Source organism: Chordicoccus furentiruminis (assembly GCF_019355395.1).
GTDB lineage: Bacteria > Bacillota > Clostridia > Lachnospirales > Lachnospiraceae > Chordicoccus > Chordicoccus furentiruminis.
Window position 1 is genome coordinate 1,663,637 of the sequence record NZ_CP048829.1, and the last position, 26,992, is coordinate 1,690,628.

Annotated in this window: 18 protein-coding genes and 1 tRNA gene; 18 read left to right on the top strand and 1 reads right to left on the bottom strand. The window is 59.0% G+C overall.

Annotation, left to right across the window (positions count from 1 at the left end):
* Positions 1–12 precede the first annotated feature (12 nt).
* From G4C92_RS07840 to G4C92_RS07920, 17 genes are all read left to right on the top strand, one after another.
* The gene (locus G4C92_RS07840; protein WP_274939314.1) at positions 13–984 is read left to right on the top strand and encodes a glutamate ABC transporter substrate-binding protein; all 972 of its coding nucleotides are present in this window, start codon (positions 13–15) and stop codon (positions 982–984) included.
* Between the two features lie 153 nt (positions 985–1,137).
* Complete coding sequence (locus G4C92_RS07845) at positions 1,138–1,797, top strand: amino acid ABC transporter permease (RefSeq protein WP_274939315.1); 660 nt, start codon at positions 1,138–1,140, stop codon at positions 1,795–1,797.
* A gap of 156 nt (positions 1,798–1,953) precedes the next feature.
* Positions 1,954–2,784: an amino acid ABC transporter permease gene (locus G4C92_RS07850; RefSeq protein WP_274939316.1), complete on the top strand. Its 831-nt coding sequence runs from the start codon at positions 1,954–1,956 to the stop codon at positions 2,782–2,784.
* Positions 2,785–2,794: 10 nt separating this feature from the next.
* Complete coding sequence (locus G4C92_RS07855; RefSeq protein WP_274939317.1) at positions 2,795–3,553, top strand: amino acid ABC transporter ATP-binding protein; 759 nt, start codon at positions 2,795–2,797, stop codon at positions 3,551–3,553.
* Between the two features lie 137 nt (positions 3,554–3,690).
* Complete coding sequence (locus tag G4C92_RS07860) at positions 3,691–4,377, top strand: gamma-glutamyl-gamma-aminobutyrate hydrolase family protein (RefSeq protein WP_274939318.1); 687 nt, start codon at positions 3,691–3,693, stop codon at positions 4,375–4,377.
* Positions 4,378–4,483: 106 nt separating this feature from the next.
* Positions 4,484–5,206 carry a zinc metallopeptidase gene (locus G4C92_RS07865; RefSeq protein ID WP_330654668.1) on the top strand — a complete coding sequence of 241 codons (723 nt, stop codon included), beginning with the start codon at positions 4,484–4,486 and terminating at the stop codon, positions 5,204–5,206.
* Positions 5,207–5,324: 118 nt separating this feature from the next.
* A tRNA-Glu gene (locus G4C92_RS07870) sits at positions 5,325–5,396 on the top strand.
* A 69-nt stretch (positions 5,397–5,465) separates the two neighbouring features.
* A complete protein-coding gene (locus G4C92_RS07875) occupies positions 5,466–6,197 on the top strand; it encodes a Crp/Fnr family transcriptional regulator (protein WP_274939319.1) in 732 nt (243 codons plus the stop codon).
* Between the two features lie 268 nt (positions 6,198–6,465).
* On the top strand, positions 6,466–7,230 hold the full coding sequence (gene pflA / locus G4C92_RS07880; RefSeq protein WP_274939320.1) for a pyruvate formate-lyase-activating protein: 765 nt from the start codon (positions 6,466–6,468) through the stop codon (positions 7,228–7,230).
* A gap of 172 nt (positions 7,231–7,402) precedes the next feature.
* Positions 7,403–9,667 (top strand): formate C-acetyltransferase, encoded by a 2,265-nt coding sequence (pflB, locus tag G4C92_RS07885; protein WP_274939321.1) that lies wholly within the window; start codon positions 7,403–7,405, stop codon positions 9,665–9,667.
* A 189-nt stretch (positions 9,668–9,856) separates the two neighbouring features.
* Complete coding sequence (locus tag G4C92_RS07890) at positions 9,857–10,024, top strand: hypothetical protein (protein WP_274939322.1); 168 nt, start codon at positions 9,857–9,859, stop codon at positions 10,022–10,024.
* A 384-nt stretch (positions 10,025–10,408) separates the two neighbouring features.
* On the top strand, positions 10,409–11,623 hold the full coding sequence (locus G4C92_RS07895; protein ID WP_330654669.1) for an ABC transporter substrate-binding protein: 1,215 nt from the start codon (positions 10,409–10,411) through the stop codon (positions 11,621–11,623).
* A 252-nt stretch (positions 11,624–11,875) separates the two neighbouring features.
* Positions 11,876–12,763 (top strand): branched-chain amino acid ABC transporter permease, encoded by an 888-nt coding sequence (locus G4C92_RS07900; RefSeq protein WP_274939323.1) that lies wholly within the window; start codon positions 11,876–11,878, stop codon positions 12,761–12,763.
* A 16-nt stretch (positions 12,764–12,779) separates the two neighbouring features.
* Entirely contained in the window at positions 12,780–13,859 is a 1,080-nt protein-coding gene (locus G4C92_RS07905) for a branched-chain amino acid ABC transporter permease (RefSeq protein WP_274939324.1), read from the top strand.
* Positions 13,856–14,617 (top strand): ABC transporter ATP-binding protein, encoded by a 762-nt coding sequence (locus tag G4C92_RS07910; protein WP_274939325.1) that lies wholly within the window; start codon positions 13,856–13,858, stop codon positions 14,615–14,617. Before G4C92_RS07905 ends, G4C92_RS07910 begins: the two co-directional genes overlap by 4 nt.
* A 15-nt stretch (positions 14,618–14,632) precedes the next feature.
* Positions 14,633–15,343 (top strand): ABC transporter ATP-binding protein, encoded by a 711-nt coding sequence (locus tag G4C92_RS07915; protein ID WP_274939326.1) that lies wholly within the window; start codon positions 14,633–14,635, stop codon positions 15,341–15,343.
* A 63-nt stretch (positions 15,344–15,406) separates the two neighbouring features.
* Positions 15,407–16,042 (top strand): cytidylate kinase-like family protein, encoded by a 636-nt coding sequence (locus tag G4C92_RS07920; RefSeq protein ID WP_274939327.1) that lies wholly within the window; start codon positions 15,407–15,409, stop codon positions 16,040–16,042.
* A gap of 214 nt (positions 16,043–16,256) precedes the next feature.
* Here G4C92_RS07920 and G4C92_RS07925 read toward each other — a convergent pair whose 3' ends face one another.
* Entirely contained in the window at positions 16,257–17,309 is a 1,053-nt protein-coding gene (locus G4C92_RS07925; protein WP_274939328.1) for an IS30 family transposase, read from the bottom strand.
* A gap of 119 nt (positions 17,310–17,428) precedes the next feature.
* Here G4C92_RS07925 and G4C92_RS07930 point away from each other — a divergent pair, with 119 nt between their 5' ends.
* Positions 17,429–26,923, top strand: a complete 9,495-nt coding sequence (locus tag G4C92_RS07930; protein ID WP_274939329.1) for a SpaA isopeptide-forming pilin-related protein — start codon at positions 17,429–17,431, stop codon at positions 26,921–26,923.
* The last annotated feature ends 69 nt before the right edge of the window (positions 26,924–26,992 follow it).

Sequence of the window (26,992 nt, forward strand, 5' to 3'; positions counted from 1 at the left end):
AAGGAGTTTCCTATGAAGAATACCCTTCTGAAGAAGACTTTGACACTGGCTCTTGCCTCGGCTCTCGCCGTTGGCACATTCGCGGCGCCGGCCTTCGCTTCGGCGTCGGGCGCTTCCTCCGCAGCTTCCGCGGCGGAACCGACGGAAGTGGCCGGCACGGCCATCGATGCATCGGCCTATGACGCGCTGATCGCCGCCGGTCCGGTGGCGGACGACAAGGATATCGAAGCCAGCAGCTGGGCGAGCGCGGTGAAGAAGGCCGGCAAGCTCAGGGTCGGCGGCACCCGCACATCCCAGCTTTTCAGCCAGCTGGACGAGACGGACAACAGCGTCCGCGGCTTCGACGCCGGACTTTACGAGCTGCTCGCCCGTTACATCACGGGGTCGGAAGCCAGCTATGAGCTGACGCAGGTGGATTCCAGCACACGCGAGTCCGTTCTGACCAGCGGTCAGGTAGATGCGGTGTTTGCCACCTACTCGATTACAGACGAGCGGAAGAAAGTCATCAGCTTCGCCGGCCCGTACTATACCTCCCAGCAGGCGATTCTCGTAAAGAAGGACAACACCGACATCAAGAGCGTCGATGATCTCGCGGGCAAGACGGTTGCGACCCAGTCCGGCTCGACAGGACCGGATATTCTTGCGCAGTACGCGCCGGAGGCGACGGTTCAGGAGTTCGCGAATGATACCGAGGCCCGCACTGCGCTTTCCCAGGGCCGTGTGGATGCGTATGTCACAGATTACACGCTGATTCTGAACGCGCTGGTCAAGGATTCCGACACCTTCGCGGCCGCGGGCGACGTGTTCGGTCCGGAGGACAACTACGGCATCGGCCTTCCGAAGGACTCCGACGGTGTCGCCTTCGTCAATGCCTTCCTCAAGAAAATCGAGGACGACGGGACATGGGCGAAGCTCTGGAAAATCTCCATCGGGGACCGCACGGGTATCACGAACGTGCCGAATCCGCCGGCCATCGCCGAATAAGCAGGGCCGGACGATCATTCCGGAAAAGACGGTTCAGGTATATAAGTGGAGCGAAGCCAGGAGAACAAGCATAGACAAATGCCATGGAGCCGATCCATGGCATTTGTGATATAATCGACGCAACACGGCGACATACCCGGAAAAGAGGACTGTATGACGATCGGAGAACTGCTGGCTCAGTTTGGAAACAAATATCTTGTGGCGATGCTGACGACATGGAAGCTGACGGCCGTCTCCTTCGCCTTCGCGCTCCTGATCGGCGTGGCAGTGACCGTGATGCGGACCTGTCCGGTCCGGCCTCTGCGGATGCTGGGCGATTTCTATGTGCAGGTTTTCCGGAACATTCCCGGCGCGGCGCTGCTGATGGTGCTGGTCTACGCGCTGCCGTATCTCGGCGCGGTGCTGCCGTATGGAAACTGCGTGGTGATCGCGACGACGCTGATTCCGTCCGCCTTCTGCTCGGAGTATCTGATGAGCGGCATCAACACGATCGGCATCGGCCAGATCGAGGCGGCCCGTTCGCTGGGCATGACCTTCGGGAAGATGATGCGGCGCATCGTAATTCCGCAGGCGGTGCGCTCCTCGGTGCTCCCGATGACGAATCTGCTGATCGCGACGATGCTGACGACCTCGCTCGGTTCTCAGGTTCCGCTGAACCCGCAGGAGCTGACAGGACTCGTCTCCTACATCAATACGCACGCGGTGGGCGGCGTGACCGCATTCCTCATATCGGCCCTGCTGTACTGCGCGACGGCGGTCGTGATCGGCCAGATCGGAAGCGCGATCGACCGGCGCGTGCGGATCATCCGGTGAACGCCGGCCTGACGCCGTTTCATGGAGATAGATCCGGACAGGCGGCCGTCACCGGAGCGTTTCGGCGGAAAGACGCAGGGAAACAGGCCGCGGAGCGCCGGGAGGACGAACCGCGGGACAAGGCGGAAAGTCGCCGCAGAAAGGAAGACTCAGCCTATGAGCGCAGACAATCGAAGCGTACGGGACGCTCTCTACGAGACGCCGGGGCCGAAGGCACGGCGCCGGGTACGGGCTGCCACCGTCCTTTCGCTGGCGGCGATTGCATTTCTTATATGGAAATGCATCCGCCTGTTCGCGGAGAACGGCCAGCTGGACACGCGGTACTGGTCATTTTTTACAAAAATCACGACATGGCGCTTCCTCGGGAGCGGACTTCTGGGGACGCTGGCGGTGGCGGCGGCTTCCGGCGCGCTGGCCTTCGGGCTGGGGCTGCTCTTTATGCTGGGGCGGATCAGCCGGTCGGGCTGGCTCCGGGCCGTCAGCGCGGCGCTGATCGAATTCACCCGCGGCGTACCGACGCTGCTTTTCATCTATTTCTTCTTTCTGGCGGCGCCGCAGATCGGCATCACGCTTCCGTCCTTCTGGAAGATCGCGCTGCCGGTCGCGATCTCCGCGTCGGGCGTGGTGGCGGAGGTGCTCCGCTCGGGCGTCAACGCCGTGCCGAAGGGGCAGCGGGAGGCCGCTTTGTCGCTCGGGATGCAGGAGAGCCATGCGTTCTTCCGGATCATCCTTCCTCAGGCGATGCGATACATCGTACCGTCTCTGATCTCGGAGCTCGTGATCGTCGTCAAGGATACCACCTTTGCGTATGTGGTGAATTTCCCGGATCTGATGCAGGACGCGAAGGTGCTGATCTCCAACTACGACGCGCTGCTGTCGGTCTATCTGACGATCGCGGTGATCTATATTCTGATTAACTACGCACTGAACAGGCTGTCGGTTTTCGCCGCGGCGAAAACGGGAACGAAGCCGGTCCTGACCCGGTAAGGAGGAACAGATGGCGAATGAAACGGAGAAGGGTACGCCCCTGATCGATCTTCGGCATGTGGAAAAGCACTACGGTTCGCTGCATGTGCTGAAGGATGTGAATCTCAGCGTGGATCGCGGCGAGGTGGTCGTGATCGTCGGACCCTCCGGATCCGGAAAATCCACGCTCTGCCGGACGATCAACCGTCTGGAAAGCATTGACAGCGGCGAGATCCGGATCGACGGCCAGCCGCTTCCGGAGGAGGGACGCGCGCTGGCTCAGGTCCGTTCCCGGATCGGGATGGTCTTCCAGAGCTTCAATCTGTTCGCGCATAAGACGATTCTGGAAAATGTCACGCTCGCCCCGATGGATGTGCTGCATGTCCCGAAGGAAGAGGCGGAGAAGGAAGCGATGAAGCTCCTGAAGGAGGTCGGCGTCGACTCACAGGCCGGGAAAGTCCCGGCGCAGCTTTCCGGAGGCCAGCAGCAGCGTGCCGCGATCGCCCGCTCGCTGGCGATGCACCCGAAGGCGATGCTGTTTGATGAGCCGACATCTGCACTGGATCCGGAGATGATCAATGAAGTGCTGGACGTGATGATCCGGCTCGCGAAGGACGGGATGACGATGGTGGTCGTCACCCATGAGATGAACTTTGCGCGGCGGGTGGCCGACCGGATCGTTTTTATGGCGGACGGCGCGATTCTCGAGGAGCAGGAGCCCGAGGCGTTTTTTGCCCATCCGCGGACGGACCGGGCGAAGGAGTTTCTGGAATCCCTTCAGGGACACTGAGAAGGAAAAACGCCGGAAATCCGGCGGAAAGGGGATGCAGTCCGCGGCAGACGCGGGCTGAGAGAAAACAGTACCGCGGCGGACAGCCGGATCAGCGGCCGCCGGCGGATGCATGTTACTGGAAAAGAGGGGGAAAAATGCGAGCGATTCGGATTGTGATTCCGGTTCTGCCTTGCAATATTGATCACTATATTGACGCGATGCGGGCTTTGGGAGCGGAGCCGCTGGTGCGGACCGACGCGGAAGGGCTGGACGCCGGTTCGTTTGACGGCCTGCTGCTTCCGGGAGGAGGCGATATTGATCCGGCCTGCTACGGATGCGAGAACCGGGCCTGCATGATGGTCAGTGACGCGCTGGACGACCTGCAGAGCGCCTATCTGGACGCGGCGGTCCGGGCGGGAAAGCCGGTGTTCGGGATCTGCCGGGGGCATCAGCTGGTAAACGTCTATTTCGGAGGGACGCTGATTCAGGACGTGGGAACGGCCCGGGTGCATGCACGGGACGTGCTGACGGGCCCGGACAAGCGTCACGAAGCGGCGGTGAGCGGACCAGATTCCTATCTGCGGCCACTGTACGGCGACCGGTTTCGCATCAACAGTTCGCACCATCAGGCTGTCGACCGGCTCGGCGAAGGGATGACCGCCGACCTCTACAGCGTCGGGGACCATCTGATCGAGGCTGCGCATCACCGGACCAAACCGGTCTGGACAGTGCAGTGGCATCCGGAGAGGTGCTTCCCGAGTGAGGAAGAGCCGGATCTTGTGGACGGGAGGACCGTTCTCCGGTTCTTTCTCGACCGGGTGCGGGAGCGGATGACGGAGTGAAAGGACGGCTCATGCCGGCGGAAGAGACAATACACACGGCGAGGCGAATGCTGTGCAGCCCGCTCGCGCCGGGCGGGAGCGGACGATACAGTGACGAAGGGAGGTCATGCCTATGTATTACGGCGGGTACGGCTACGGGGGAATTTATTTCGACTGGACATGGATTCTGCTGATTCTCGGGACGGTGGTCTGCCTGATCGCATCGGGCGTCATGCAGTCCATCGCGGGAAAGTACGCGAAGGTGCCCGCGTCAAGCGGCGTCACGGGCCGTGAGGCCGCGCGGACGATTCTTCAGTCAGCAGGCGTCTATAACGTTCAGGTGGGACATATTTCGGGCCGTCTGTCGGATCATTATGATCCGCGGACCAAGGTCGTGAATCTCGCGGACGAGAGCTTTGACAGCGCTTCGATCACCGGGATCGGCGTCGCGGCCCACGAGTGCGGCCACGCGATTCAGGACCACATCGGCTATCTGCCGCTGCGGATCCGCTCCGCTCTGGTTCCGGCGGTCAATATCGGCCAGAACCTCGGCTGGCCGCTGTTTCTGATCGGGCTGATCTTCAGCATGCAGCCGCTTCTGACGGCTGGCATCCTGCTTTTCTCGATCGCGGTGCTGTTCCAGCTGGTGACGCTTCCGGTGGAGATCGACGCGTCCCGCCGCGGCCTTCAGATGCTGAAGCGTACCGGACTGGTCGAAGAGCGGGAGCGCGGAATGGCCCGCAGCGTGCTGATCGCCGCGGCGATGACCTATGTCGCCGGGCTCGCGTCCTCGCTCCTCCAGCTTCTGCGTCTGGTGATTCTGGCGAACAGCAGCCGGCGGGACGACTGAAGACGACGCGCAGTGCGGAGGGATCCGGGTGGACGGCCAGCAGATCATCATCACCAGAAACGGAAGATTATAAAATTCCCTGTTGCCAAAACCCCATCCGGCATGGTATAGTCTTCGTGGCCGGTTGGTCAAGCGGCTAAGACGCCGCCCTCTCACGGCGGAATCAAGGGTTCGATTCCCTTACCGGCTACGAAAGCTCTCATGCAGGCTGCATGAGAGCTTTTTTCGTTGCAGAGGCGGCAGAAAGGAGGAAGCGGCGTTGCAGAAGCGATGCGACTGCGCGTTTTACGGGAAGGATACCTGGTGCATTTCCAGAATCCGGCTGTTCAGAGATTTCTCGCCGGAGATCCAGAAGCAGCTGATCCGTGAGGCGGCTCATTCGGAGCATCCGAAGGGAAGCACGCTGGTTTCCGAGGGGGATGAAATCCGGTCGGTACTGATCATACGGAGCGGCAAGGTCAAGACCCGCCGCATCGAGGCTTCCGGCGAGGAGCATATTCTGGATGTACTGCACGACGGCCAGGCGGTCTGGCATGGCATTTTTCTGAAGAATCCGCAATACCGCTATGATGTTGTCTGTCTGACGGACGTGACGCTATGCGAGATTCCGAGAGAGGAGCTGACCGGCGTTTTCAGGAGGAATCCGCAGGTGTCCATGAATCTCATCGAGATGCTGAGCACCGAGCTGGAGGAGGCAGAGGAGAAAATCCTGCTGCTGTCGATCCGGGAACCGCAGAAACGGATCGCGGAGTTTCTTCTCTGGCGGGATCATCGCTGTCTCGGCGACGAGATCCATCTGAAGCTCGATGACATCGCGTCTTCCGTCAACCTCCGGATCGAGACGGTGAGCCGGAATCTCGTTCGGATGGAACGGGAAGAACTGGTGGCGCGCGTGGGAAGAGGGCGGCTTAAGGTGCTGGACAGAGAGCGGCTCCGGGCGTACGCAGGGGAGGAGGAGGGGCACGTTTTGTCCGACGGAAAAAACATCTGATATTTGATCCTGATCAAAGAACTGAAGACGGACTTCTGGTATCTTCAAGGTGTCCTGAGAAGAGCGGAGGATGAATCGCCTGTCCCGAATCCGGGGCGGGCGATTTGTGTATGACAGGAGCCAGGCAGACAGGGCGGCAGCGGGGTCCCGCTGTATCGGACGGCAAAACTTTCCGGAGACGGTGCAGGGCAGCGGCGGGGCTTCTGACGGCGCCGGGCGGCAAAAGACCGTACGGGATCCGCCGGCCCGCAGGAAGAAAGGAAGGAAGATGACCAGAGGCAGGATTCATTCGATTGAGACGTTCGGGTCGGTGGACGGGCCGGGGATCCGGTTCGTGGTTTTTCTGAAGGGCTGTGCGATGCGGTGCCGGTTCTGTCATAACGCGGATACATGGGACGGCCGGTCCGACGACTGCCGGACAGCGGATGAGGTGATGGCGCAGGCGCTCCGGTACAGGAGCTACTGGGGCAGCCGGGGAGGCATCACAGTTTCGGGCGGCGAACCGCTTCTTCAGATTGATTTCCTGCTGGAGCTCTTCCGGAAGGCGAAGGCGGCAGGAATCCACACGGCGATCGATACGGCGGGGCAGCCGTTTACGAAAGAGGAGCCGTGGTTCGGAAAGTTCCGGGAACTGATGCGGTACACCGACCTGCTGCTTGTGGACATCAAGCAGATCCGGCCGCTGAAGCATGTACGGCTGACCGGCGTACCGAACGGCAATATTCTGGACATGATCCGGTATCTCGATTCGATCGGGAAGCCGGTCTGGATCCGTCAGGTGCTCGTGCCCGGGTGGACGGACGATCCGGAGGATCTGAAGGAGGAGAGAAGGTTCCTCGATACCCTTCACAATGTGGAGCGGGTGGAGGTTCTCCCCTATCACACGATGGGCGCCTACAAGTGGGAGAAGCTCGGCGTTCCGTATCCGCTGGCCGGGGTCCGGCCTCCGACGGAGGAACAGGTGAGGCAGGCAGAGGCGATCCTCGGCGCCGGGGAATTCGCCGGGCAGCCGGAGGCGGGCCGGACGGCGTGAGACGGCCGGCCCGGCGCACAAAAGACTGCCTCACGGCGGGATGAGCAGGCCGGTGCACAAAAAGCCCGCCATGCGGCGGAATGCTCAGACAGATGCTCAAAGAGCCAGTCCGCAGCGGCTTCCGGATGCATGTTCCGGATCGAATGACGAAAAGAGAGAAAGGAAGGAAAAGATGAGAGAGGCATGGCGAAACTTTCGGGGAAACAGATGGACCGATGAGATCGACGTGAGAGCCTTCATTCAGGATAACTATACGCCCTATGACGGAGACGAGAGCTTTCTTGAGGGGCCGACGGAGGCGACCGAAGCGCTCTGGAACCGGGTGCAGGAGCTGCAGAAGGAAGAGCGCCGGAAGGGCGGCGTGCTGTCCTGCGAGACGGAAGTGGTTTCCGGACTGACCGCCTACGGGCCGGGCTATATCGATCCCGCGCGGAAGGATCAGGAGAAGATCGTGGGTCTTCAGACGGATCAGCCGCTGAAGCGGGCCTTCATGCCCTACGGCGGCATCAAGATGGCCGAGGAAGCGGCTGAAAACTACGGCTATCACGTCAACGACAAATTCCACAAAATCTTCACGGAATACCACAAGACCCATAATCAGGCGGTGTTCGACGCCTATACGCCGGAGATGCGGAAGGCGAGACATTCCCATATCATCACAGGGCTGCCCGACACCTACGGACGCGGCCGGATCGTCGGGGACTACAGAAGAGTCGCGCTGTACGGCATCGATGCGTTGATCGCGTGGAAGCAGGAGGATTTCGCGAACTGCGGCGACGGTACGATGACCGATGACATCATCCGCCAGAGGGAGGAGATCACCGACCAGATCCGCGCACTCAAGGGCATGAAGCAGATGGCGGCGGCGTACGGCTTCGATATCTCCGGTCCGGCCCGCAGCGCCCGGGAGGCAGTTCAGTGGCTGTACTTCGGCTATCTGGCAGCGATCAAGACGCAGAACGGCGCCGCGATGTCCGTCGGCCGGATCTCCACCTTCCTCGACATCTACATCGAACGGGATCTCCGGGAGGGTACGCTCACGGAGCGGGAGGCGCAGGAGCTGATCGACCATCTGACGATGAAGTTCCGGATGGTGAAGTTTGCCCGGATTCCGAGCTACAACCAGCTGTTTTCCGGCGACCCGGTCTGGGCGACGCTGGAGGTGGCCGGCACCGGCCTCGACGGCCGCCCGATGGTCACAAAGAATGACTTCCGGTTCCTCCATACGCTGGAGAATATGGGTCCGTCGCCGGAACCGAACCTCACGGTGCTCTACAGCTCCCGCCTTCCGAAGGCCTTCAAGGCCTACGCGGCGGCGATCTCGATCCGTACCTCCTCGATCCAGTACGAGAACGACGATGTGATGAAACCCGTCTGGGGCGACGACTACAGCATCTGCTGCTGCGTCAGCGCGACGCAGACCGGAAAGGAGATGCAGTTCTTCGGGGCGAGAGCCAATCTCGCGAAATGCCTCCTGTACGCGATCAACGGCGGAAAGGATGAAAAATTCACCGACAAGGACGGCTCGCCCATGCAGGTGGGGCCGGAGTACGCGCCGATCACGTCCGAATACCTCGACTACGGCGAGGTTGTGGAGAAGTACGACCGGATGATGGACTGGCTGGCCGGCCTCTACGTCAATACGCTGAACCTGATTCAGTACATGCACGACAAATACTATTACGAGGCTGCGGAGATGGCTCTGATCGACACCGACGTCAGGAGAACCTTCGCCACCGGCATCGCCGGCTTCAGCCATGTCGTCGACTCGCTCTCCGCGATCCGATACGCGAAGGTGAAGACGGTCCGGGCGGAGAACGGGATGGTCACGGATTATCAGGTGGAAGGCACGTTCCCGCGGTACGGCAATGACGACGAACGCGCCGACGCCATCGCCGTCTGGCTTCTGAAGACCTTCATGAAGAAGATCCGTAAGCACCATACCTACCGGAATTCCGAGCCGACGACGTCCATTCTGACGATCACCTCCAACGTGGTCTACGGGAAGGCCACCGGTGCGCTTCCGGACGGCAGAGCGGCCTATACGCCGTTTTCACCGGGTGCGAATCCGGCGTACGGAGCGGAGCAGAACGGACTGCTCGCCTCCCTCAACAGCGTGGCGAAGCTTCCGTACACATGGGCGCTGGACGGCATCTCCAACACGCAGACGATCCATCCGGACGCGCTCGGACACAGTGAGGACGAGAGAAAGGAAAATCTCGTCAGCGTGCTGGACGGCTATTTCGATCAGGGCGCGCACCATCTTAACGTCAATGTCTTCGGCATCGAGAAGCTGAAGGACGCGATGGAGCATCCGGAGAAGCCGGAGTACGCGAACTTCACGATCCGGGTCAGCGGCTACGCGGTCAAATTCATCGATCTGACCCGTGAGCAGCAGCTTGACGTCATCGCGCGTCAGGCGCATAAGAGAATGTGACAGGCATCCGTCGGCGGCGCGCGTCCGGGGGAATGGGTGTCCGCGGCGCGGACGGGCGCCGCGGGCCGGCGGAAGCGCCGCCGCCCGTCAGATTCACCAAATTTTGCCAAAGCGGCAGTCCGCTCTTGCATCTGCAATATCTTGTGCTATCATAGAAAAAGATGCGCAAAATCGTGTGGAGGCGTGGAGATGAACGGAGAAGTACAGTCTGGGATTGACGCGGGAAAAAGATCAGTGATCGCGCAGCTGCTGCGCCGCGGCGAGTCGGTGGAGCGGATCTCGACGATCTGCCATGTGCCGGCGATGGAGGTCGAGCGGATTCTCGACCGGATGGTTCGTCTCGCCTGCTTCGACTGAAACGGTCCGGCAAGACCGGCTCCGGATCCAAAACATGCAATCGATTTCATAAACAGAGCGCCTAAAATCGCCGCCGGTCTGATCCTTCCGATGGTCAGACTGGCGGCGTTTTGGCATGAGCGGGTGAGCGGGCGGGTGCATGTTCCACAAAAAAACGGAAATCTCCGGCGGGGTATTGTTTCAGTGTTCACCCGCAATTTATCATCGCTTTAGCGCACTAAAATTTATGCATTGACAAGGAGGAAACGCAAGGCTATAGTATTGAACTGATTCAGAACGTAGGGTTCGTGTATATCGGATCAAACAAAAAGAGCGGATTCGAGTACGGCGGAACGGACATTCTGGTCATCCATTCGATCCTTATGAATAGAAGGAGGAACTGTTATGAAAGCAAAGAAAATCATGGCCCTGGCACTGACCGCGGTGATGACCTGCGGCCTTGGCGCCGCCTCTGTTCCGGCGGCGGACAAGACTTTCAAGATCGGCGCCATCGGACCGCTGACCGGAGCGGCCGCGAACTACGGCACGGCTGTCATCAACGGCACGCAGATCGCTGTCGATGAGATCAACGCGGCGGGCGGCATCAACGGATACCAGATTGAGTATAAGAACGAGGATGATGAGCTGGACAACGAGAAGTCCGTCAACGCGTATAACACGCTGAAGGACTGGGGTATGCAGATGCTGGTCGGCCCGACGACCTCCGCGTGCAGCATCGCCGTCTCAGAGAAGACCAAGGCGGACAGCATGTTCCAGCTGACGCCGTCCGGCTCCGCGAAGGACTGCACGAAGTATGACAACGTCTTCCGTGTCTGCTTCTCCGATCCGGCGCAGGGCACCAAGTCCGCCCAGTACATCGGCGAGAACGGACTGGCGAAGACGGTCGGCGTGATCTATGATTCCTCCGACGTGTATTCTTCCGGCATCTATCAGAACTTCGTCACGGAAGCCAAGAACCAGGGCTTCGACGTTCCGGTTCAGGAAGCCTTCACCGCTGACTCCAACACGGATTTCTCCGCGCAGCTTCAGAAGTGCAAGGACGCCAACGTGGATCTGATTTTCCTTCCGATCTATTACACGCAGGCCGGCACGATTCTCACGCAGGCCGCTTCGATGGGTATCCAGTCCAAGTTCTTCGGCTGTGACGGTCTCGACGGCATGCTGGATATGGACAACTTCAACAAGGATCTCGCCGAGGGCGTCATGCTGCTGACCCCGTTCGCGGCGGACGCGAAGGATGAGCTGACCCAGAAGTTCGTCAAGACCTACACCGACAAGTTCAAGGTGACCCCGAACCAGTTCGCCGCTGACGCTTATGACGCGATGTATGCGATCAAGGCGGCGGCCGAGAAGGAGAACATCACGCCGGATATGAGCGTTGCGGATATCTGCGCGGCAATGGAGAAGGGCATGACCGAGATCAAGATCAACGGTCTGACCGGTGAAAACATCACCTGGACGGCTGACGGAGAGCCGGACAAGGAGCCGAAGGCTGTCGTGATCCAGAACGGCGCCTATGTCTCCATGACAGGCTCCGCGGACAGCTCCGCCGAGAGCGCTGCGGCTTCCACAGCGGATGTCGAGTCCACTGCGGCCTGAGCAGCGCAGCCGGGTGAGAGCAGAACGCAACTCAGAAATCCGGGGAGGGACATCCGCAAAAAGATGTCCCTCCCTTTGTCATCAGAACCGTTTTTGCTGCGCGGAATGCATCTTTCACAACATTTCCGATCATGCTATAGTTAAGAAAATGCATCCGGGAGCCTGAACGAGGCGGAATCCGTTCTGCGGACAAATGACTGACAACCGGTACGGCGCTTTTCGGCAGGCGCCGCCAGTAAGGGGTGGAGACGTATGGTCAGCTTTATAACGAATCTCATCAACGGTCTGAGCCTTGGAAGTATCTACGCGATCATCGCGATCGGGTACACGATGGTCTATGGAATCGCGAAGATGCTGAACTTCGCTCACGGCGATATCATCATGGTCGGCGCGTATATCGCGTTCACCATCATCACGACGCTGTCGCTCCCGACCGCGATCGGTATGATCGCGGCGATCGGCGGCTGCCTCCTGCTGGGCGTAGGCATTGAGAAGGTCGCCTACAAGCCGCTGCGGCACGCGTCCTCCTCTCTGGCGGTTCTGATCACAGCGATTGGCGTCAGCTACTTTCTGGAGAATCTCGCGCTGCTGATCTTCTCCTCGAACCCGAAGATGTTCACCTCGGTGATCCCGATGGACCACGCGACGATCGCGGCGGGGCCGTTCCTTCTGCAGACCGTCAACGTCGTCTGCATCATCGTCAGCGTCGCGCTGGTGATCCTCCTGCAGCTGTTCATCAACCGGACCCGTCCGGGTCAGGCGATGCTTGCCTGCTCGCAGGATCGTGACGCGGCGTCTCTGATGGGCATCAGCGTGGACCGCACGATCTCGCTGACCTTTGCGATCGGTTCCGCGATGGCGGGCGTCGCGGGCGTGCTGCTCTGCTCCGCCTACCCGACGCTTTCCCCGTACACCGGCGCGATGCCCGGCATCAAAGCCTTCGTCGCGGCTGTCTTCGGCGGCATCGGCTCGATCCCCGGCGCGATGATCGGCGGCCTTCTGCTGGGTATCATCGAGATTCTCGCGAAGTCCTACATTTCGTCCCAGCTGTCGGATGCGATCGTGTTTTCTGTTCTGATCATCGTCCTTCTGGTCAAGCCGACCGGTATTATGGGCAAGGTCATTCAGGAGAAGGTCTGAGAGGAAGGTGCAGAAGATGAAGACGAAAAAAATGACGAAGGCCTCCCGTGACAATCTCAACACCGTGCTGATGCTGGTGATCCTGTTCGCTCTGATCGAGGCGGCCAGCGCGGCCGGACTGATCAACAGCCATCTGGGCGGCCTTCTGGTTCCGCTCTGCGTCTACGCGACGATGGCGGTGTCGCTCAACCTTGTGGTGGGGATTCTCGGCGAACTTTCTCTCGGGCACGCGGGCTTTATGTGCGTGGGCGCGTTCGCCAGCGCGTTTTTCAGCAAATGCTTCGAGAACAGTATGGGTGTCTTTCCCCGCTTCCTGCTCGCGATCCTCATCGGCGGTCTTGTGGCCGGCATCTTCGGATTCCTGATCGGGATTCCGGTTCTCCGGCTCAACGGCGACTACCTCGCGATCGTGACGCTGGCCTTCGGAGAGATCATCAAGAACCTGATGAACGTGATCTATATCGGACGCGACAGCAGGGGAATGCATTTCTCGATGCAGAACCAGATGGCTCTCAATCTCGAGCCGGACGGCGAGATGATCATCAACGGTCCGCAGGGCATCACCGGAACGCCGAACGACTCCACGTTCATCGTCGGCTTCGTGATCCTGCTGATCTCGACGATCCTCGTGCTGAATCTGATCAATTCCCGCGAGGGCCGCGCGATTATGGCAATCCGCGACAACAACATCGCGGCGGGCTCCGTGGGGATTCCGATCACGACCTACAAGATGCGCGCCTTCACGATCTCGGCGGTCATCGCGGGCTGCGCCGGCGCGCTGTACGCGCACAATCTGGCGTCTCTGATCGCGACGCCGAGCCGGTTCGGCTACAATATGTCGATTCTTTTCCTTGTCTTCGTGGTGCTCGGCGGCATTGGTTCGACCCGCGGCGCGATCATCGCCTCGATCGTCCTCACGCTGATTCCGGAGGTGCTGCGGTTCATGAATGACTACCGCATGCTGATCTACTCCATCGTGCTGATCGTGATGATGATCGTGAACTGGAATCCGCACTCCCGTGCATGGATCGCTTCGCATTCGCTCTTCAGGAAGAAAAAGACGGCGGAGGCATCCGGAAAGGAGGCAGCGCAATGACGGCATTACTTGACGTAAAGAATCTCTCGATCCAGTTCGGCGGCCTGCGCGCGGTGGACGATTTCAATCTGACAATCGAAAAGGGCGATCTGTACGGTCTGATCGGCCCGAACGGCGCGGGGAAGACGACCGTCTTCAATCTGCTGACCGGCGAATACAAGCCGAACGAGGGCGTCATCCGTCTTGACGGGCGGGACATCACGGGCCTCAGCACGATCGAGATCAACAAGGCCGGCATCGCCCGGACTTTCCAGAATATCCGGCTCTTCCGTCAGCTGTCGGTGCTCGACAACGTGAAGGCCGGCCTTCACAACCAGTTCGGCTACTCGATGTGGGCTGCCTTCCTTCACTCCGCGTCCTACCGGAAGGTGGAGCGGGAGATGGACGAGCGGGCGATGGAGCTGCTGAAGGTCTTCAGCCTGGATCAGGAGGCGGAGACGATCTCCGCGAACCTTCCCTACGGCAAGCAGAGAAAGCTGGAGATCGCCCGGGCGATGGCGACGAACCCGAAGCTGCTGCTGCTCGACGAGCCGGCGGCCGGCATGAACCCGAACGAGACGCAGGAGCTGATGGATGATATCCGTGTCATCCGGGAGCGGTTCGGGATGACGATTCTCCTGATCGAGCATGATATGAGGCTGGTTTCCGGTATCTGCGAGAAACTGACCGTCCTCAATTTCGGACGGATTCTGACGCAGGGCTCTACGCAGACCGTGCTGACCAATCCGGAGGTCATCAAGGCCTATCTCGGCGAGTAAGGAGGAGTTTGAGCCATGGCAATGTTAGAAGTGAAGGATCTGAGGGTCAGATACGGGGTTATTCCGGCGCTCAAGGGAATCTCCTTTCATGTCGATGAGGGCGAGATCATCGCTCTGATCGGGGCGAACGGCGCCGGGAAGACGACGACGCTTCATACGATCACGGGACTGGTGGAGAAGGCCGGCGGATCGGTTGCCTTTCTCGGAAAGGATATCACGAAGACGCCGGCGCATCAGATCGTGGAGATGGGGATCGCACATGTGCCGGAGGGACGGCGTGTCTTTCCGGAGATGACGGTTTACCAGAATCTGATGCTGGGGGCCTACACGAGAAAGGACACGAAGGAGAAGGCGGAGAATCTCGAGAGGGTCTACACACATTTCCCGCGGCTCAGAGAACGAGCGAAGCAGGTTGCCGGCACGCTTTCCGGCGGCGAGCAGCAGATGCTGGCGATGGGGCGGGCGCTGATGTCGAACCCGAAGCTGATCCTGATGGACGAGCCGTCGATGGGCCTCTCGCCGATCTTCGTGAACGAGATCTTCGGGATCATCGAGACGGTGGCGAAGGAAGGCAAGACGGTGCTTCTTGTGGAACAGAACGCGAAAAAGGCGCTGTCCATCGCGGACCGCGCCTATGTGCTGGAGACCGGATCGATCACGATGGAGGGCCCGGCGAAGGAGCTGATGGCCAATGACGCGATCCGGAAGGCATATCTGGGCGAGTGACGGCCGGCGGACTCCGTTTCCGCAGAACTGCTGCGCTCAGTGAACAGAGGAAGGAGGAGCGTGATGAATCAGAAGATTGTGATCTGCATCAACCGCGAGTACGGCAGCGGCGGGCGGACAATCGGCGAAATGCTGTCGGAGGATCTGGGGATTCATTACTACGACAAGGAGATTCTGAAGCTGGCTTCGGATGATTCCGGCATCAATCAGCGTCTTTTCGAGCAGGCGGACGCGAAATTCCGCGGGACGACGCTCTTCCGCGCCGCGAAAAAGGTTTATAACGGCGAGCTGATTCCGCCGGAAAGCAACGACTTCACATCAGACCAGAACCTGTTCAATTATCAGGCGAAGGTGATCCGGGAGCTGGCCGAGGAGGAGAGCTGCATCATTGTCGGCCGCTGCGGCGGTTACATTCTGCGGGATAATCCCCGGGCCGTCCGTGTTTTCGTCCATGCGCCCCACTATTTCCTGATGGAGGAGGCGGCGAAGAGGAAGTCCCTTCCGCGCCGTGAGCTGGAGCGCTGGGTCGATATGGAGAACCGCCGGCGGGCTGAGTACAACCTTTACTACAGCGGCTGGAAATGGGACGACGCGCACAACTACGATCTCTGTGTGGACGCCTCGAAGCTGGGCTTTGAGAAATGCGTGGAGATCATCAAAGGGTATCTGAAGGTCCGTTTCGACGGTCTCGAGTTCTGAGACGAACGGGACGGAGGAGCCTTCCGCCGTGTTTTGACGGCGGGGGGCTTTTTTATGCTTTCGGAGCATGCAGCCGCCAGCCGCCGGTCTGACCGGGAATGCAGCAGCCTGCGGAGTGGAGGACCGGAAAGCGGGCGGAAAATCCGGTCGAAATAAATGAAATGATGAGGATAATTCATTTCGTAAATTGCAATAACAAGTTGGACACCCTCTGCTAGGCAGTATCCTGGTAGATTCGGTCGATTTCCTCCTCGAAGATTTCATCCGGGGTTCTGTAACCCAGGATCTTCCTCGGGAGACAGTTACACCAGGTCTCCACATCGGAGATCTGCTGGCCGGTAAAGTCATCAATCCGCTTACCCTTTGGTATGAACCTTCTGATCAGGCCGTTATGCCGCTCTACGGTTCCCTTATCGCAGGATGTGTAGGGATGGGCATAGTAGACAAGTGTATCAGCCATCTTCTCAAGTTCTGAAAGGTCGGCGAATTCCGAACCGTTATCGGTCGTGATCGTTTTGAACACTTCGCCGAAGTGTTCGCTGTAAGTCTTCTGAAGTTGTTTGATTGCCTTCATGACACACGCTGATGTCTTGTCTGCAATAGGAAGCATCAGGAGCTCACGGCTTTTGCGTTCAGCAAGAGTGAGCAGGGCCTGGTCATCCCGGGTCTTGGCGCCCAATACGAGGTCACATTCCCAGTGCCCGAATTCCTCACGGGATTCGATTTCTCTGGGACGTTCCTCAATGCTGCGGCCCAGCTTTTTCTTGTTGATCCGAGATCTATGTTTCCTGGATTTACGCTTCAGCTTTTCAGGAAGGTTATGGTTCCTGATGCCAAAGAGGCCAAGATCAACATAACGGTAAAGCGTTTTTGTGCAGACGATCTGCTCTCTGGTAAATTCACCATCGAGAACAGCGCGTCCGGCGCAGGCGTCCAATGACCAGCCATCTTCTGTAAAGTGTTTAAGCACATACTTAAGAAACGCTGATCTGCTCAGGAAGTCATAATGCCGGCAACTGTTCTTCCGGTTGTCCTCATAGGCTTTCTGACCGGCAGACGCCTTATAACGGGTCACGTGGCCGTTATACAAGGCAACTGAACCACGTGCTATTTCGTTCGAGACAGTGCTCGGTGAGCAGCCGATCTCACGGGCAATTGCCCGGATGGAGTAGTGGTCTTTAAGACGAATCTGAATAAGAACCCGTTCCTCATACGAAAGATGTTTGCCTTTTATATGGGAAGTTGTGGTAGAATGAGAGTAGTCCATGGTGGCGATTCTCCTGTAGAAAGTTGGTTGTGGTGACTTACATTCTACCAAAGATCCTGCCATGGATCTTTATTTTATTCAGATGTCCAACTTCATTTTACAATCGGCGGTCCGTTCTGATGCTGACGACGATGAACAGCTGGGTGTACGCAGCGGATTCGGCCGTGGAAGCACCGGCCGCAGAACCGGCTCCGGCGGTGGAAGCGACACCGGCTGCGGAACCGGCGCCGGCGGTGGAACCGGCACCGGCCGAGGAGCCGGCGCCGACGGAAACGCCGCAGGAGACGCCGGCCGTGACACCGGCTGTGACGCCGGAAGCGGAGCCGACGGAAGCGCCGTCGGAACCGGCTCCGCAGGCCGACTCGACGAAGGAAGCGGTCCCGGCGGATTCTCAGCCGCAGAGCACCGCTTCCGCGGTATCCGGCCCGGAATCAGCGTCTGCCACGCCGGCTCCGACGCCGGAGGTGAAGTATGTCACGTCCTTCACGGTGACATCTCACAACGTGACCGTGACTGCGACGACGACAGACGCGGCGAAGTTCCCGGAAGGGACACAGCTTCATGTCGACTATGCGGCACCGGGGTCGGCTCTCTATCAGTCGACGATCGGGACGGTCGAGCAGTCGCTCGGCATCGCCGGGGACGAGACCCGTTCGGCTGAGGGCGTCGTCTACGACATCTATTTCACATACAACGGAAACAGAATTGAGCCGGACGATGCCGTCAGCGTGACGATGAACTTCGCGAGCCCGGTGGCCTCTGATCTTCCGGAAGGCTCGTCGATGGAGAACAGCTGCGTCATGCATGTGACGGGCGGCGGCGCGGAGAACGTCGGCGCCTCTGTCGGCACGACTTCGGAAGGGGCGGTCACGGACGCCTCCTTTCGCTCTGACTCCTTCTCGCCGTACTTTGTCGGCGGAGTGAGACGGGCACCTGGGAATACGACGGACACACAGTCCGGAAATGTCAGCAGCAACCTTAACGATTTTACAACGAGCGTGAGCATCGATGCGAAGGAAGACGCGTCGGGTAATTATGTGGTCGAGAAGGGCGTAGCCTATAAGATCCATCTGACGTTCCAGGAAGACGACGAATCGAACGGCAAGCAGTTCGGCAATCCGCTGACGTATACGCTGCCGGCGGGTTTCCATGACATCGATCATTCGTTTGAGGATTTTGCGATCACCGTCAGCAACCCGAACGGTTCTTCCTATACGGTCAGCGGAAATAAGGTATCGCTCGACAACGGCACACTGACGGTCACGTTCAACGAATCCGATCCGAATTGGCCTCATCTGGAGAAAGCAAGGAATACGCAGTTTCATCTCACGCTGAAGGGGACGTTCGACGACAGTGCGAAGGAGCTGGACTGGGGCAACGGAAAGAAGACCTCGCTCAGTGTGGATACATCGGGCAGCCTGACGACTGTCAAGCAGGCAAATTACGACCGTTCAGATGGGAAAGTGCATTACACCGTGACGGTGACCTCGCATGGTTACAATACGAACGTTATCGTGAAGGATTCGCTGACGGGAACGGCGCTGACCTATGATCAGCATGTGACGTCTTCCGTCACGGGCGGAAAGGTCAAAAGCCAGACGGAACGTGGTTTCGAGTATGTGATCCCGGAGATGACGGACGGCCAGACCGCAACACTGACGTATGCGGCCAGTGTGAACTTTGATGCGCTGGGCGGCGGCCAGGGAACCGAGGAGCAGGTCGGCAACAGCGTGGTGACTACCAGTGACCAGCAGCCGAACTCGGAACCGGTTCAGGAAAACTGGACGAATAAAATCGACTACCTCTCCATTTCGAAGCAGGCAGGCGCAGCATCGGACGGCACGGTCTCAGGGCATAAGACGATTCCGTGGACCGTCACCTACAACGCGGACCGGAAGGGATCGGCAGCCGGCCGGACCATCACAGATTCGATCGCGGACACCTCAAAGAACATTCTGAAGTATTCCGGAGACGGCATCAAGATAGCGGTGACGGATGCCAGCGGTAACGTGGTCCGGACGGATAACGTGTCCTGGGCGAATGTGGGTGTCACTGATCCGGCGTCGACGTCTTCGTGGCACTATACGATTCCGGAGTCAGACAAAGGGAAGGCGTATCAGTATACAGTTTCCTATACGACGGACGCGGATCTGACCAGCGTAGTGACGAACACCTCGGTGAGCAACACGGTGCAGGACGACAAGGGTCATAACGGCGGCGCTTCCGCCAACGTGGAACCCGGGCCGGACGGCAAGATTGGCGTCACCAAGACGGCGGGCAGTCACGACAACGAAAAGATTTCCTGGACTGTCACGCTGACTGTCCCGAAGACAGGCCTGAAGACGGCCCAGATGATCGATTATCTGCCTACACAGTATGTGGCCGGTGCGAATCTCTATGACGAGTGGGATGCTGCCACCGTCAAGGTCGAGGGACTTCTTGACGGCGAGGACATGGTGCAGGATACAGCGGCGTCAGATCAGACGAAAGCCGTCTACACGTTCTATCAGGACAAGGCGCATACGATGACCGGGCTGAAGGGCGGAGACAAAGTCCGCACGATCATCGTGACATTCAGCACGAAAATCAATCAGGACTGGCTGGAAAAAGCAGATCAGTCCTATATGATGACGCATGAGAACAAGGTTGATTTCGTCGGCAACGGCCAGACGGTATCTTCTTCAGATAAAGTGAAGGTGACGAAGCGGGAGATCGCCAAGAGCATGGATCAGTCTCAGACGGTCACGATTGACGGCAAGACCTACCCCGCATGGCATTTCGTTATCATGATGAAGGGAGCGGCGGCCGAGGACTTCGACGTGACGGATACGTTCGACGCAAGGCTGCGGTATGTGAAGCCGGACGAGACAGTGCCTGGATTGTATATCGGTAACGCCGGTAAACTGACGGATGCAGATGGAAACCCTTATGTTTGGAATGCTCCCGTGCTTTCCGCAGATGTGGAGGATAGCAAGGTCGTTTTCCATGTCACAAAGGAGGATGTCGAGAAATTTAATGACATAGCGGAACTCCATATCAGCTACTGGCTGATTCCGAAGGATGAGGCATCTCTTAAGGCCATTATGCAGGAAGCGGCGGCGAATGGAGGAAAGACGTCGCTTACGAATACCGCCAGCTGGAGCGGCGATTCTGCGGAGGCTTCTGCCACCTATGAATACCCGGGGCTTTCGAAGAAGCTGCTGACGGATCAGTCAAAGCTGAAAACGACGGACGGCACGCAGCCGGTGGCCGCCTATGAGATCGATGCCAACCCGGCCGGCGTCCAGATGGGAGATGGCACGACGCTGGTAGTGAGGGATACGATGTCGCCCAATCAGGTGCTGAATCCGCAGTCGGTGTCCATCACACCGTCCGAGGGCTCTTCCTATCAGGTGGAAAAGGGAGACGACGGCGGACAGGTGCTTACCTTCATGATTCCGGACAAGACGCCGGTGAAGATCGTGTACAGCGCCACCGTAACCGGAGGCAACGGCTCGCAGACGCTGAAGAATACGGCGGAGCTGGCTGGGTACAAGTCTTCCTCAGAGCACTCGGCATCCAAGTCGTCGTCCGCTGGCGGATCGGCGACAAATTATGCGGTGACGGTTTTCAAATATGAGGAAGGCGATCTGACCCAAAAGCTCTCAGGCTGTACTTTCGAACTGCATATGGCTGATTCGACTGAGGACGCTGCATGGAAAGGCAGCGGTAAACAGTTTACCACCGGCAATGACGGCACCGTGATCGTCGAGTCGACGGAAGGATCTGTCTGGGGGCTGAAGCCCGACAGGAACTATTACCTGATCGAAGTCAAGGCTCCGGAAGGTTATCAACTGGATAAGGCAAAGCACTTCTTCTCGATCAGTGAAGACGGGACGATAGATGAGACCAAAAACGTCTATATGAACGGCGCGACCATCGCGGTTTCTGATAAGAAGGAAGAGCAGACACCGGATAATGGCTCGCTGGAGATCGTGAAGACGACCAGCGGAGCAGCGACGCCGGCCGATACGATCTTCACGATCAGCGGACCGAACGGTTATAAGGTCGAAAAGAAGTACAGCGAGTTCACAGACGGGAAGCTGACGCTGGAAAACCTTCCGGTTGGCGAGTACACCGTGACCGAGGATGCGGGCAGCGCGGCGGTAGAGAATTACAGCCTGACGGTGACCGGAAACGGCGGCAAAGCGCAGGTAGCGAAGGACAGGACAGCGGCTGTCACGATCACGAACATGTACAGCCAGGAAGAGGGCTCGCTGAAGATCGAGAAGACGACCAGCGGAGCCACGACGCCGGCCGGTACGACCTTCACGATCAGCGGACCGAACGGTTATAAGGTCGAAAAGAAGTACAGCGAGTTCACAGACGGGAAGCTGAAACTGGATAACCTTCCGGTGGGCGAGTATACCGTGACCGAGAATACAGGCAGCGCGGCGGTAGAGAACTACAGTCTGAGCGTGACCGGAAACGGCGGCAAAGCGCAGGTAGTGAAGGGCGAGACCGCGACCGTCACGATCAAGAACACGTACAGCCAGGAAGTGGGCTCGCTGGAGATCGTAAAGACGACCAGCGGAGCCACGACGCCGGCCGGTACGACCTTCACGATCAGCGGACCGAACGGTTATAAGGTCGAAAAGAAGTACAGCGAGTTCACAGACGGGAAGCTGAAACTGGATAACCTTCCGGTGGGCGAGTATACCGTGACCGAGAATACAGGCAGCGCGGCGGTAGAGAACTACAGTCTGAGCGTGACCGGAAACGGCGGCAAAGCGCAGGTAGTGAAGGGCGAGACCGTGACCGTCACGATCAAGAACACGTACAGCCAGGAAGTGGGCTCGCTGGAGATCGTAAAGACGACCAGCGGAGCAGCGACACCGGCCGATACGACCTTCACGATCAGCGGACCGAACGGTTATAAGGTCGAAAAGAAGTACAGCGAGTTCACAGACGGGAAGCTGACACTGGAAAACCTTCCGGTGGGCGAGTATACCGTGACCGAGAATACAGACAGCGCGAAAGTGGCGAACTACACGCTGAATGTGACCGGAAACGGCGGCAAAGCGCAGGTAGTGAAGGGCGAGACCGCGACCGTTTCGATCACGAACACGTACAGCCAGGAAGTGGGCTCGCTGAAGATCGAGAAGACGACCAGCGGAGCAGCGACACCGGCCGATACGATCTTCACGATCAGCGGACCGAACGGTTATAAGGTCGAAAAGAAGTACAGCGAGTTCACGGACGGAAAGCTGACGCTGGAAAACCTTCCGGTGGGCGAGTACACCGTGACCGAGAATACGGACAGCGCGAAAGTGGCGAACTACACGCTGAATGTGACCGGAAACGGCGGCAAAGCGCAGGTAGCGAAGGACAGGACAGCGGCTGTCACGATCACGAACATGTACAGCCAGGAAGAGGGCTCGCTGGAGATCGTAAAGACGACCAGCGGAGCCACGACGCCGGCCGGTACGACCTTCACGATCAGCGGACCGAACGGTTATAAGGTTGAAAAGAAGTACAGCGAGTTCACAGACGGGAAGCTGACGCTGGAAAACCTCCCGGTTGGCGAGTACACCGTGACCGAGGATGCGGGCAGCGCGGCGGTAACAAACTACACGCTGACGGTGAGCGGTGACAACGGAAAGGTGACGACGGTCAAGAAGGACGAAACCACGACCGTTTCGATCACGAATACGTACAGCAAAGAAGTGGGCTCGCTGGAGATAGAGAAGACGACCAGCGGGGATGTTGCGACGCCGACCGATACGACCTTTACGATCGCAGGCCCGAATAAGTACTCGAATACGGTCAAGTACAGCGAGTTCACGGACGGAAAGCTGACGCTGGAAAAACTTCCGGTTGGCGAGTACACCGTGACCGAGAATACGGACAGCGCGAAAGTGGCGAACTACACGCTGAATGTGACCGGAAACGGCGGCAAAGCGCAGGTAGCGAAGGACAAGACCGCGACCGTCACGATCAAGAACGAGTATTCAAGGGATAAAGGCTCTCTGAAGATTACCAAGTCTACAGAGGGCGGAGTCAAGACACCGGAGAAGACAGAGTTCAAGATCACCGGGCCTGATGGCGTAGACCAGACCTATCATTACAGCGATTTCACCAACGGGGTGCTGATGGTCAACGATCTTCCGACCGGCACCTATACCGTGAAAGAACTGACGGATACGGCGGATGTGAAGAACTACACACTGACGGTGACGGGCAATTCGCAGAATGCGGTGGTCACGAAAGACAGCACGCCGTCTGTGAAGATCACCAATCATTATGATAAGAAGACCGGCGGTCTGACGGTCAGCAAGACGGTGGTCGGCGGTGATAAGGCGAAGGCGTTCAACTTTACTGTGACGCTGGACGACAAGACCATCAGCGGCACCTACGGAGGGATGACCTTCGAGAAGGGCGTCGCGACATTCCAGCTGAAAGACGGCGAGGAAAAGAAGGCGGACGGTCTTCCGTTCGGAACCGGGTATGAAGTGACGGAAGCGCCGGCGGCCGGCTATACACAGGCAGTGACGGGCGAAAAGGGAGCGATTGTCCCTGACAGCACTCTGACGGCGGCTTTCATCAACACCTATGGAACGAAAGCGGCTTCCGTGGCGCTGGGCGGCGAGAAGACACTGCAGGGCTACCCGGACAACGCGAAAAAACCGACTTTCCGGTTTGTGCTGAAGGACAAGGAAAAGACCATCGGGACGGCCACGACGGAGGGCCAGGGGAACTTTACATTTGATACGTTAACCTTTGAGAAGGAGGGAACCTACGAGTACACGGTGTCCGAGCAGGCCGGGACGGCAGACGGCATCACATACGACCAGACCGTATACACGGTGACGGTCACAGTGACGGACGACAAGGCCGGCCAGCTGACCGCAAAAGCGGCCGTGAAGGATCAGAACGGGAAGGAAGCGGACACAGACGAGCTGAATTTCATCAATAAGTACAAGGCGGCTCCGGTGGAGGCGACCCTCACGGCCCGGAAGACGCTGAACGGCGCGGTGCCGGCGGACAAGGCGTTCACGTTTACGCTGACGGATGCCACGGACGAGGAGCACCTGAAGACGCTGCAGACGGCGGCGAATGACGGAAAGGGTATCGTCACGTTCAAGACCCTGACGTATAACCAGCCGGGTGAGTATCATTATCAGATCACGGAGAATACAGCCGCAGTCGGAAGCGTCGTGACGGATCAGCATGTCTGGAACGCGCAGGTCAGCGTCACGGACGACGGAACCGGAAAACTGAAGGCAGAGGTGATCTACGGCAAAGACAGAAAGGAAGCGCCGGAATTCAAGAACACCCTGACGCTGAAGACATCCAAGACAGACCTGACGTCCGGAGCGGAAGTGAAGGGCGCGAAGATTTCGGTGTACAATGCAGATGGCAAGGCTGTGACGAGCTGGACATCGGACGGGACGGAGCATGACTTCGGGCCGTCGCTCGAGGCGGGCAGGACCTACACGATCGTGGAGGAATGCGCGCCGGCGGGCTACGACTACGTGAACACGATCAACCTGAGCGTCGGCAGGGATGGGAAGATGACCGTCACCGGAACGGAAGGCGACTTCACCTATGACGAGAAGACCGGAAAACTGACGATTCAGGATAAGAAACTGGACGTCAAGGTCGACAAGACGGACACCACGGGTGACAAGAAAGTGCCGGGCGCGACGATCGAGGTCGTGGACAAGGAAACCGGCAAGACGGTTGACACCTGGACCTCCGACGGGAAGGGACCGCACGACATCGGCGACAAGCTGGAGGCGGGCAAGATCTACACGCTGAAGGAGACGGGAGCGCCGCAGGGCTACGCGTACACGGCTGACGTGACGTTCAAGGTCGAGAAAGACGGTACGCTGACGGATGAGAACGGGAAGAAGATCGACGGGAAGACCGTTCTGGTGAAGGACGAGGCGCTGACCGTGAAGATCGACAAGACGGACATCACGGGTGACAAGAAAGTGCCGGGCGCGACGATCGAGGTCGTGGATAAGGAGACCGGCAGGACAGTCGACACCTGGACGTCGGACGGGAAGGGACCGCACGACATCAGCGACAAGCTGGAGTCGGGCAGGACCTACACGCTGAAGGAGACGGGCGCGCCGCAGGGCTACGCCTACACGACAGACGTGACGTTCAAGGTCGAAAAAGACGGCACGCTGACGGATGAGAACGGAAAGAAGATCGACGGGAACACCGTTCTGGTGAAGGACGAGGCGCTGACCGTGAAGATCGACAAGACGGACATCACGGGCGACAAGGAAGTGCCGGGCGCGACGATCGAGGTCGTGGAGAAGGAGACCGGCAGGACGGTGGAGACCTGGACCTCTGATGGGAAGGGACCGCACGGCATCGGCGGCAAGCTGGAGTCGGGCAGGACCTACACGCTGAAGGAGACGGGCGCGCCGCAGGGCTACGCCTACACGACAGACGTGACGTTCAAGGTCGAAAAAGACGGCACGCTGACGGATGAGAACGGAAAGAAGATCGACGGGAACACCGTTCTGGTGAAGGACGAGGCGCTGACCGTGAAGATCGACAAGACGGACATCACGGGCGACAAGGAAGTGCCGGGCGCGACGATTGAGGTTGTGGATAAGGAGACCGGCAGGACAGTCGACACCTGGACGTCGGACGGCAAGGGACCGCACGACATCGGCGACAAGCTGGAGTCGGGCAGGACCTACACGCTGAAGGAGACGGGCGCGCCGCAGGGCTACGCCTACACGACAGACGTGACGTTCAAGGTCGAAAAAGACGGCACGCTGACGGATGAGAACGGAAAGAAGATCGACGGGAACACCGTTCTGGTGAAGGACGAGGCGCTCTCGCTGAAGGTCAGCAAGACGGACCTGACGTCCGGAGCGGAAGTGAAGGGCGCAAAGATCACGGTGTACGATGTGGATGGCAAGGCCGTGATGAGCTGGACCTCAGACGGGACGGAACATGACTTCGGACCGTCGCTGGAAGCGGGCAGGACGTACACGATCGCAGAGGACGGTGCGCCGGCAGGCTACGCTTACGTGAACAAGATCAGCCTGAGCGTCGGCCAGGACGGGAAGATGACCGTCACCGGCACGGAAGGCAGCTTCACCTATGACGAGAAGACCGGAGTACTGACAATTCAGGACGAGAAACTGAATTATCAGGTGGAGAAGGTGGGCCCGGACGGCAAGCCGCTGAGCGGGGCCGTGCTCAAGGCAACCGATTCCGATGGGAAGGAAGTCGACAGATGGACCAGCGATGGAAAGGCGCATGCGCTGAACACCTCCGCGATGGAGGCCGGCAGAATGTATACGCTGACCGAGGAGACGGCTCCGTCCGGCTACCAGACCATCAGCCCGATCGGATTTGAGCTGGCGAAGGACGGCAGCCTGATCCTAAACGGCAAGACTTATCCGAACGGCAGCACGATCCGGATCACGGACCAGAAGGTGACGGTATCGAAGCCGACGACGCCGACGACGCCGACGACAGGGAAGACCGGAAACGTGAAGACCGGCGATACGAGCAACGCCGCGCTGCCGCTGGCGGCCGGAAGTCTCGCTTTGCTAGCGATAGCGCTGATTCTCTTCGACAGGAAGCGCAGACAGGCGTGATACGGAATCGCTCCGTCTGACGGAGCCTGATAAAGGGCGGATGGCGTTCGGCCATTCGCGCCGGATACG

Excerpts from the sequence above, each read along its gene's own strand:
- G4C92_RS07840 (WP_274939314.1), top strand. The coding sequence starts at position 13 with ATGAAGAATACCCTTCTGAAGAAGACTTTGACACTGGCTCTTGCCTCG.
- G4C92_RS07845 (WP_274939315.1), top strand. The coding sequence starts at position 1,138 with ATGACGATCGGAGAACTGCTGGCTCAGTTTGGAAACAAATATCTTGTG.
- G4C92_RS07850 (WP_274939316.1), top strand. The coding sequence starts at position 1,954 with ATGAGCGCAGACAATCGAAGCGTACGGGACGCTCTCTACGAGACGCCG.
- G4C92_RS07855 (WP_274939317.1), top strand. The coding sequence starts at position 2,795 with ATGGCGAATGAAACGGAGAAGGGTACGCCCCTGATCGATCTTCGGCAT.
- G4C92_RS07860 (WP_274939318.1), top strand. The coding sequence starts at position 3,691 with ATGCGAGCGATTCGGATTGTGATTCCGGTTCTGCCTTGCAATATTGAT.
- G4C92_RS07865 (WP_330654668.1), top strand. The coding sequence starts at position 4,484 with ATGCCTATGTATTACGGCGGGTACGGCTACGGGGGAATTTATTTCGAC.
- pflA (WP_274939320.1), top strand. The coding sequence starts at position 6,466 with ATGACCAGAGGCAGGATTCATTCGATTGAGACGTTCGGGTCGGTGGAC.
- pflB (WP_274939321.1), top strand. The coding sequence starts at position 7,403 with ATGAGAGAGGCATGGCGAAACTTTCGGGGAAACAGATGGACCGATGAG.
- G4C92_RS07890 (WP_274939322.1), top strand. The coding sequence starts at position 9,857 with ATGAACGGAGAAGTACAGTCTGGGATTGACGCGGGAAAAAGATCAGTG.
- G4C92_RS07895 (WP_330654669.1), top strand. The coding sequence starts at position 10,409 with ATGAAAGCAAAGAAAATCATGGCCCTGGCACTGACCGCGGTGATGACC.
- G4C92_RS07900 (WP_274939323.1), top strand. The coding sequence starts at position 11,876 with ATGGTCAGCTTTATAACGAATCTCATCAACGGTCTGAGCCTTGGAAGT.
- G4C92_RS07905 (WP_274939324.1), top strand. The coding sequence starts at position 12,780 with ATGAAGACGAAAAAAATGACGAAGGCCTCCCGTGACAATCTCAACACC.
- G4C92_RS07910 (WP_274939325.1), top strand. The coding sequence starts at position 13,856 with ATGACGGCATTACTTGACGTAAAGAATCTCTCGATCCAGTTCGGCGGC.
- G4C92_RS07915 (WP_274939326.1), top strand. The coding sequence starts at position 14,633 with ATGGCAATGTTAGAAGTGAAGGATCTGAGGGTCAGATACGGGGTTATT.
- G4C92_RS07920 (WP_274939327.1), top strand. The coding sequence starts at position 15,407 with ATGAATCAGAAGATTGTGATCTGCATCAACCGCGAGTACGGCAGCGGC.
- G4C92_RS07925 (WP_274939328.1), bottom strand. The coding sequence starts at position 17,309 with ATGGACTACTCTCATTCTACCACAACTTCCCATATAAAAGGCAAACAT.
- G4C92_RS07930 (WP_274939329.1), top strand. The coding sequence starts at position 17,429 with ATGCTGACGACGATGAACAGCTGGGTGTACGCAGCGGATTCGGCCGTG.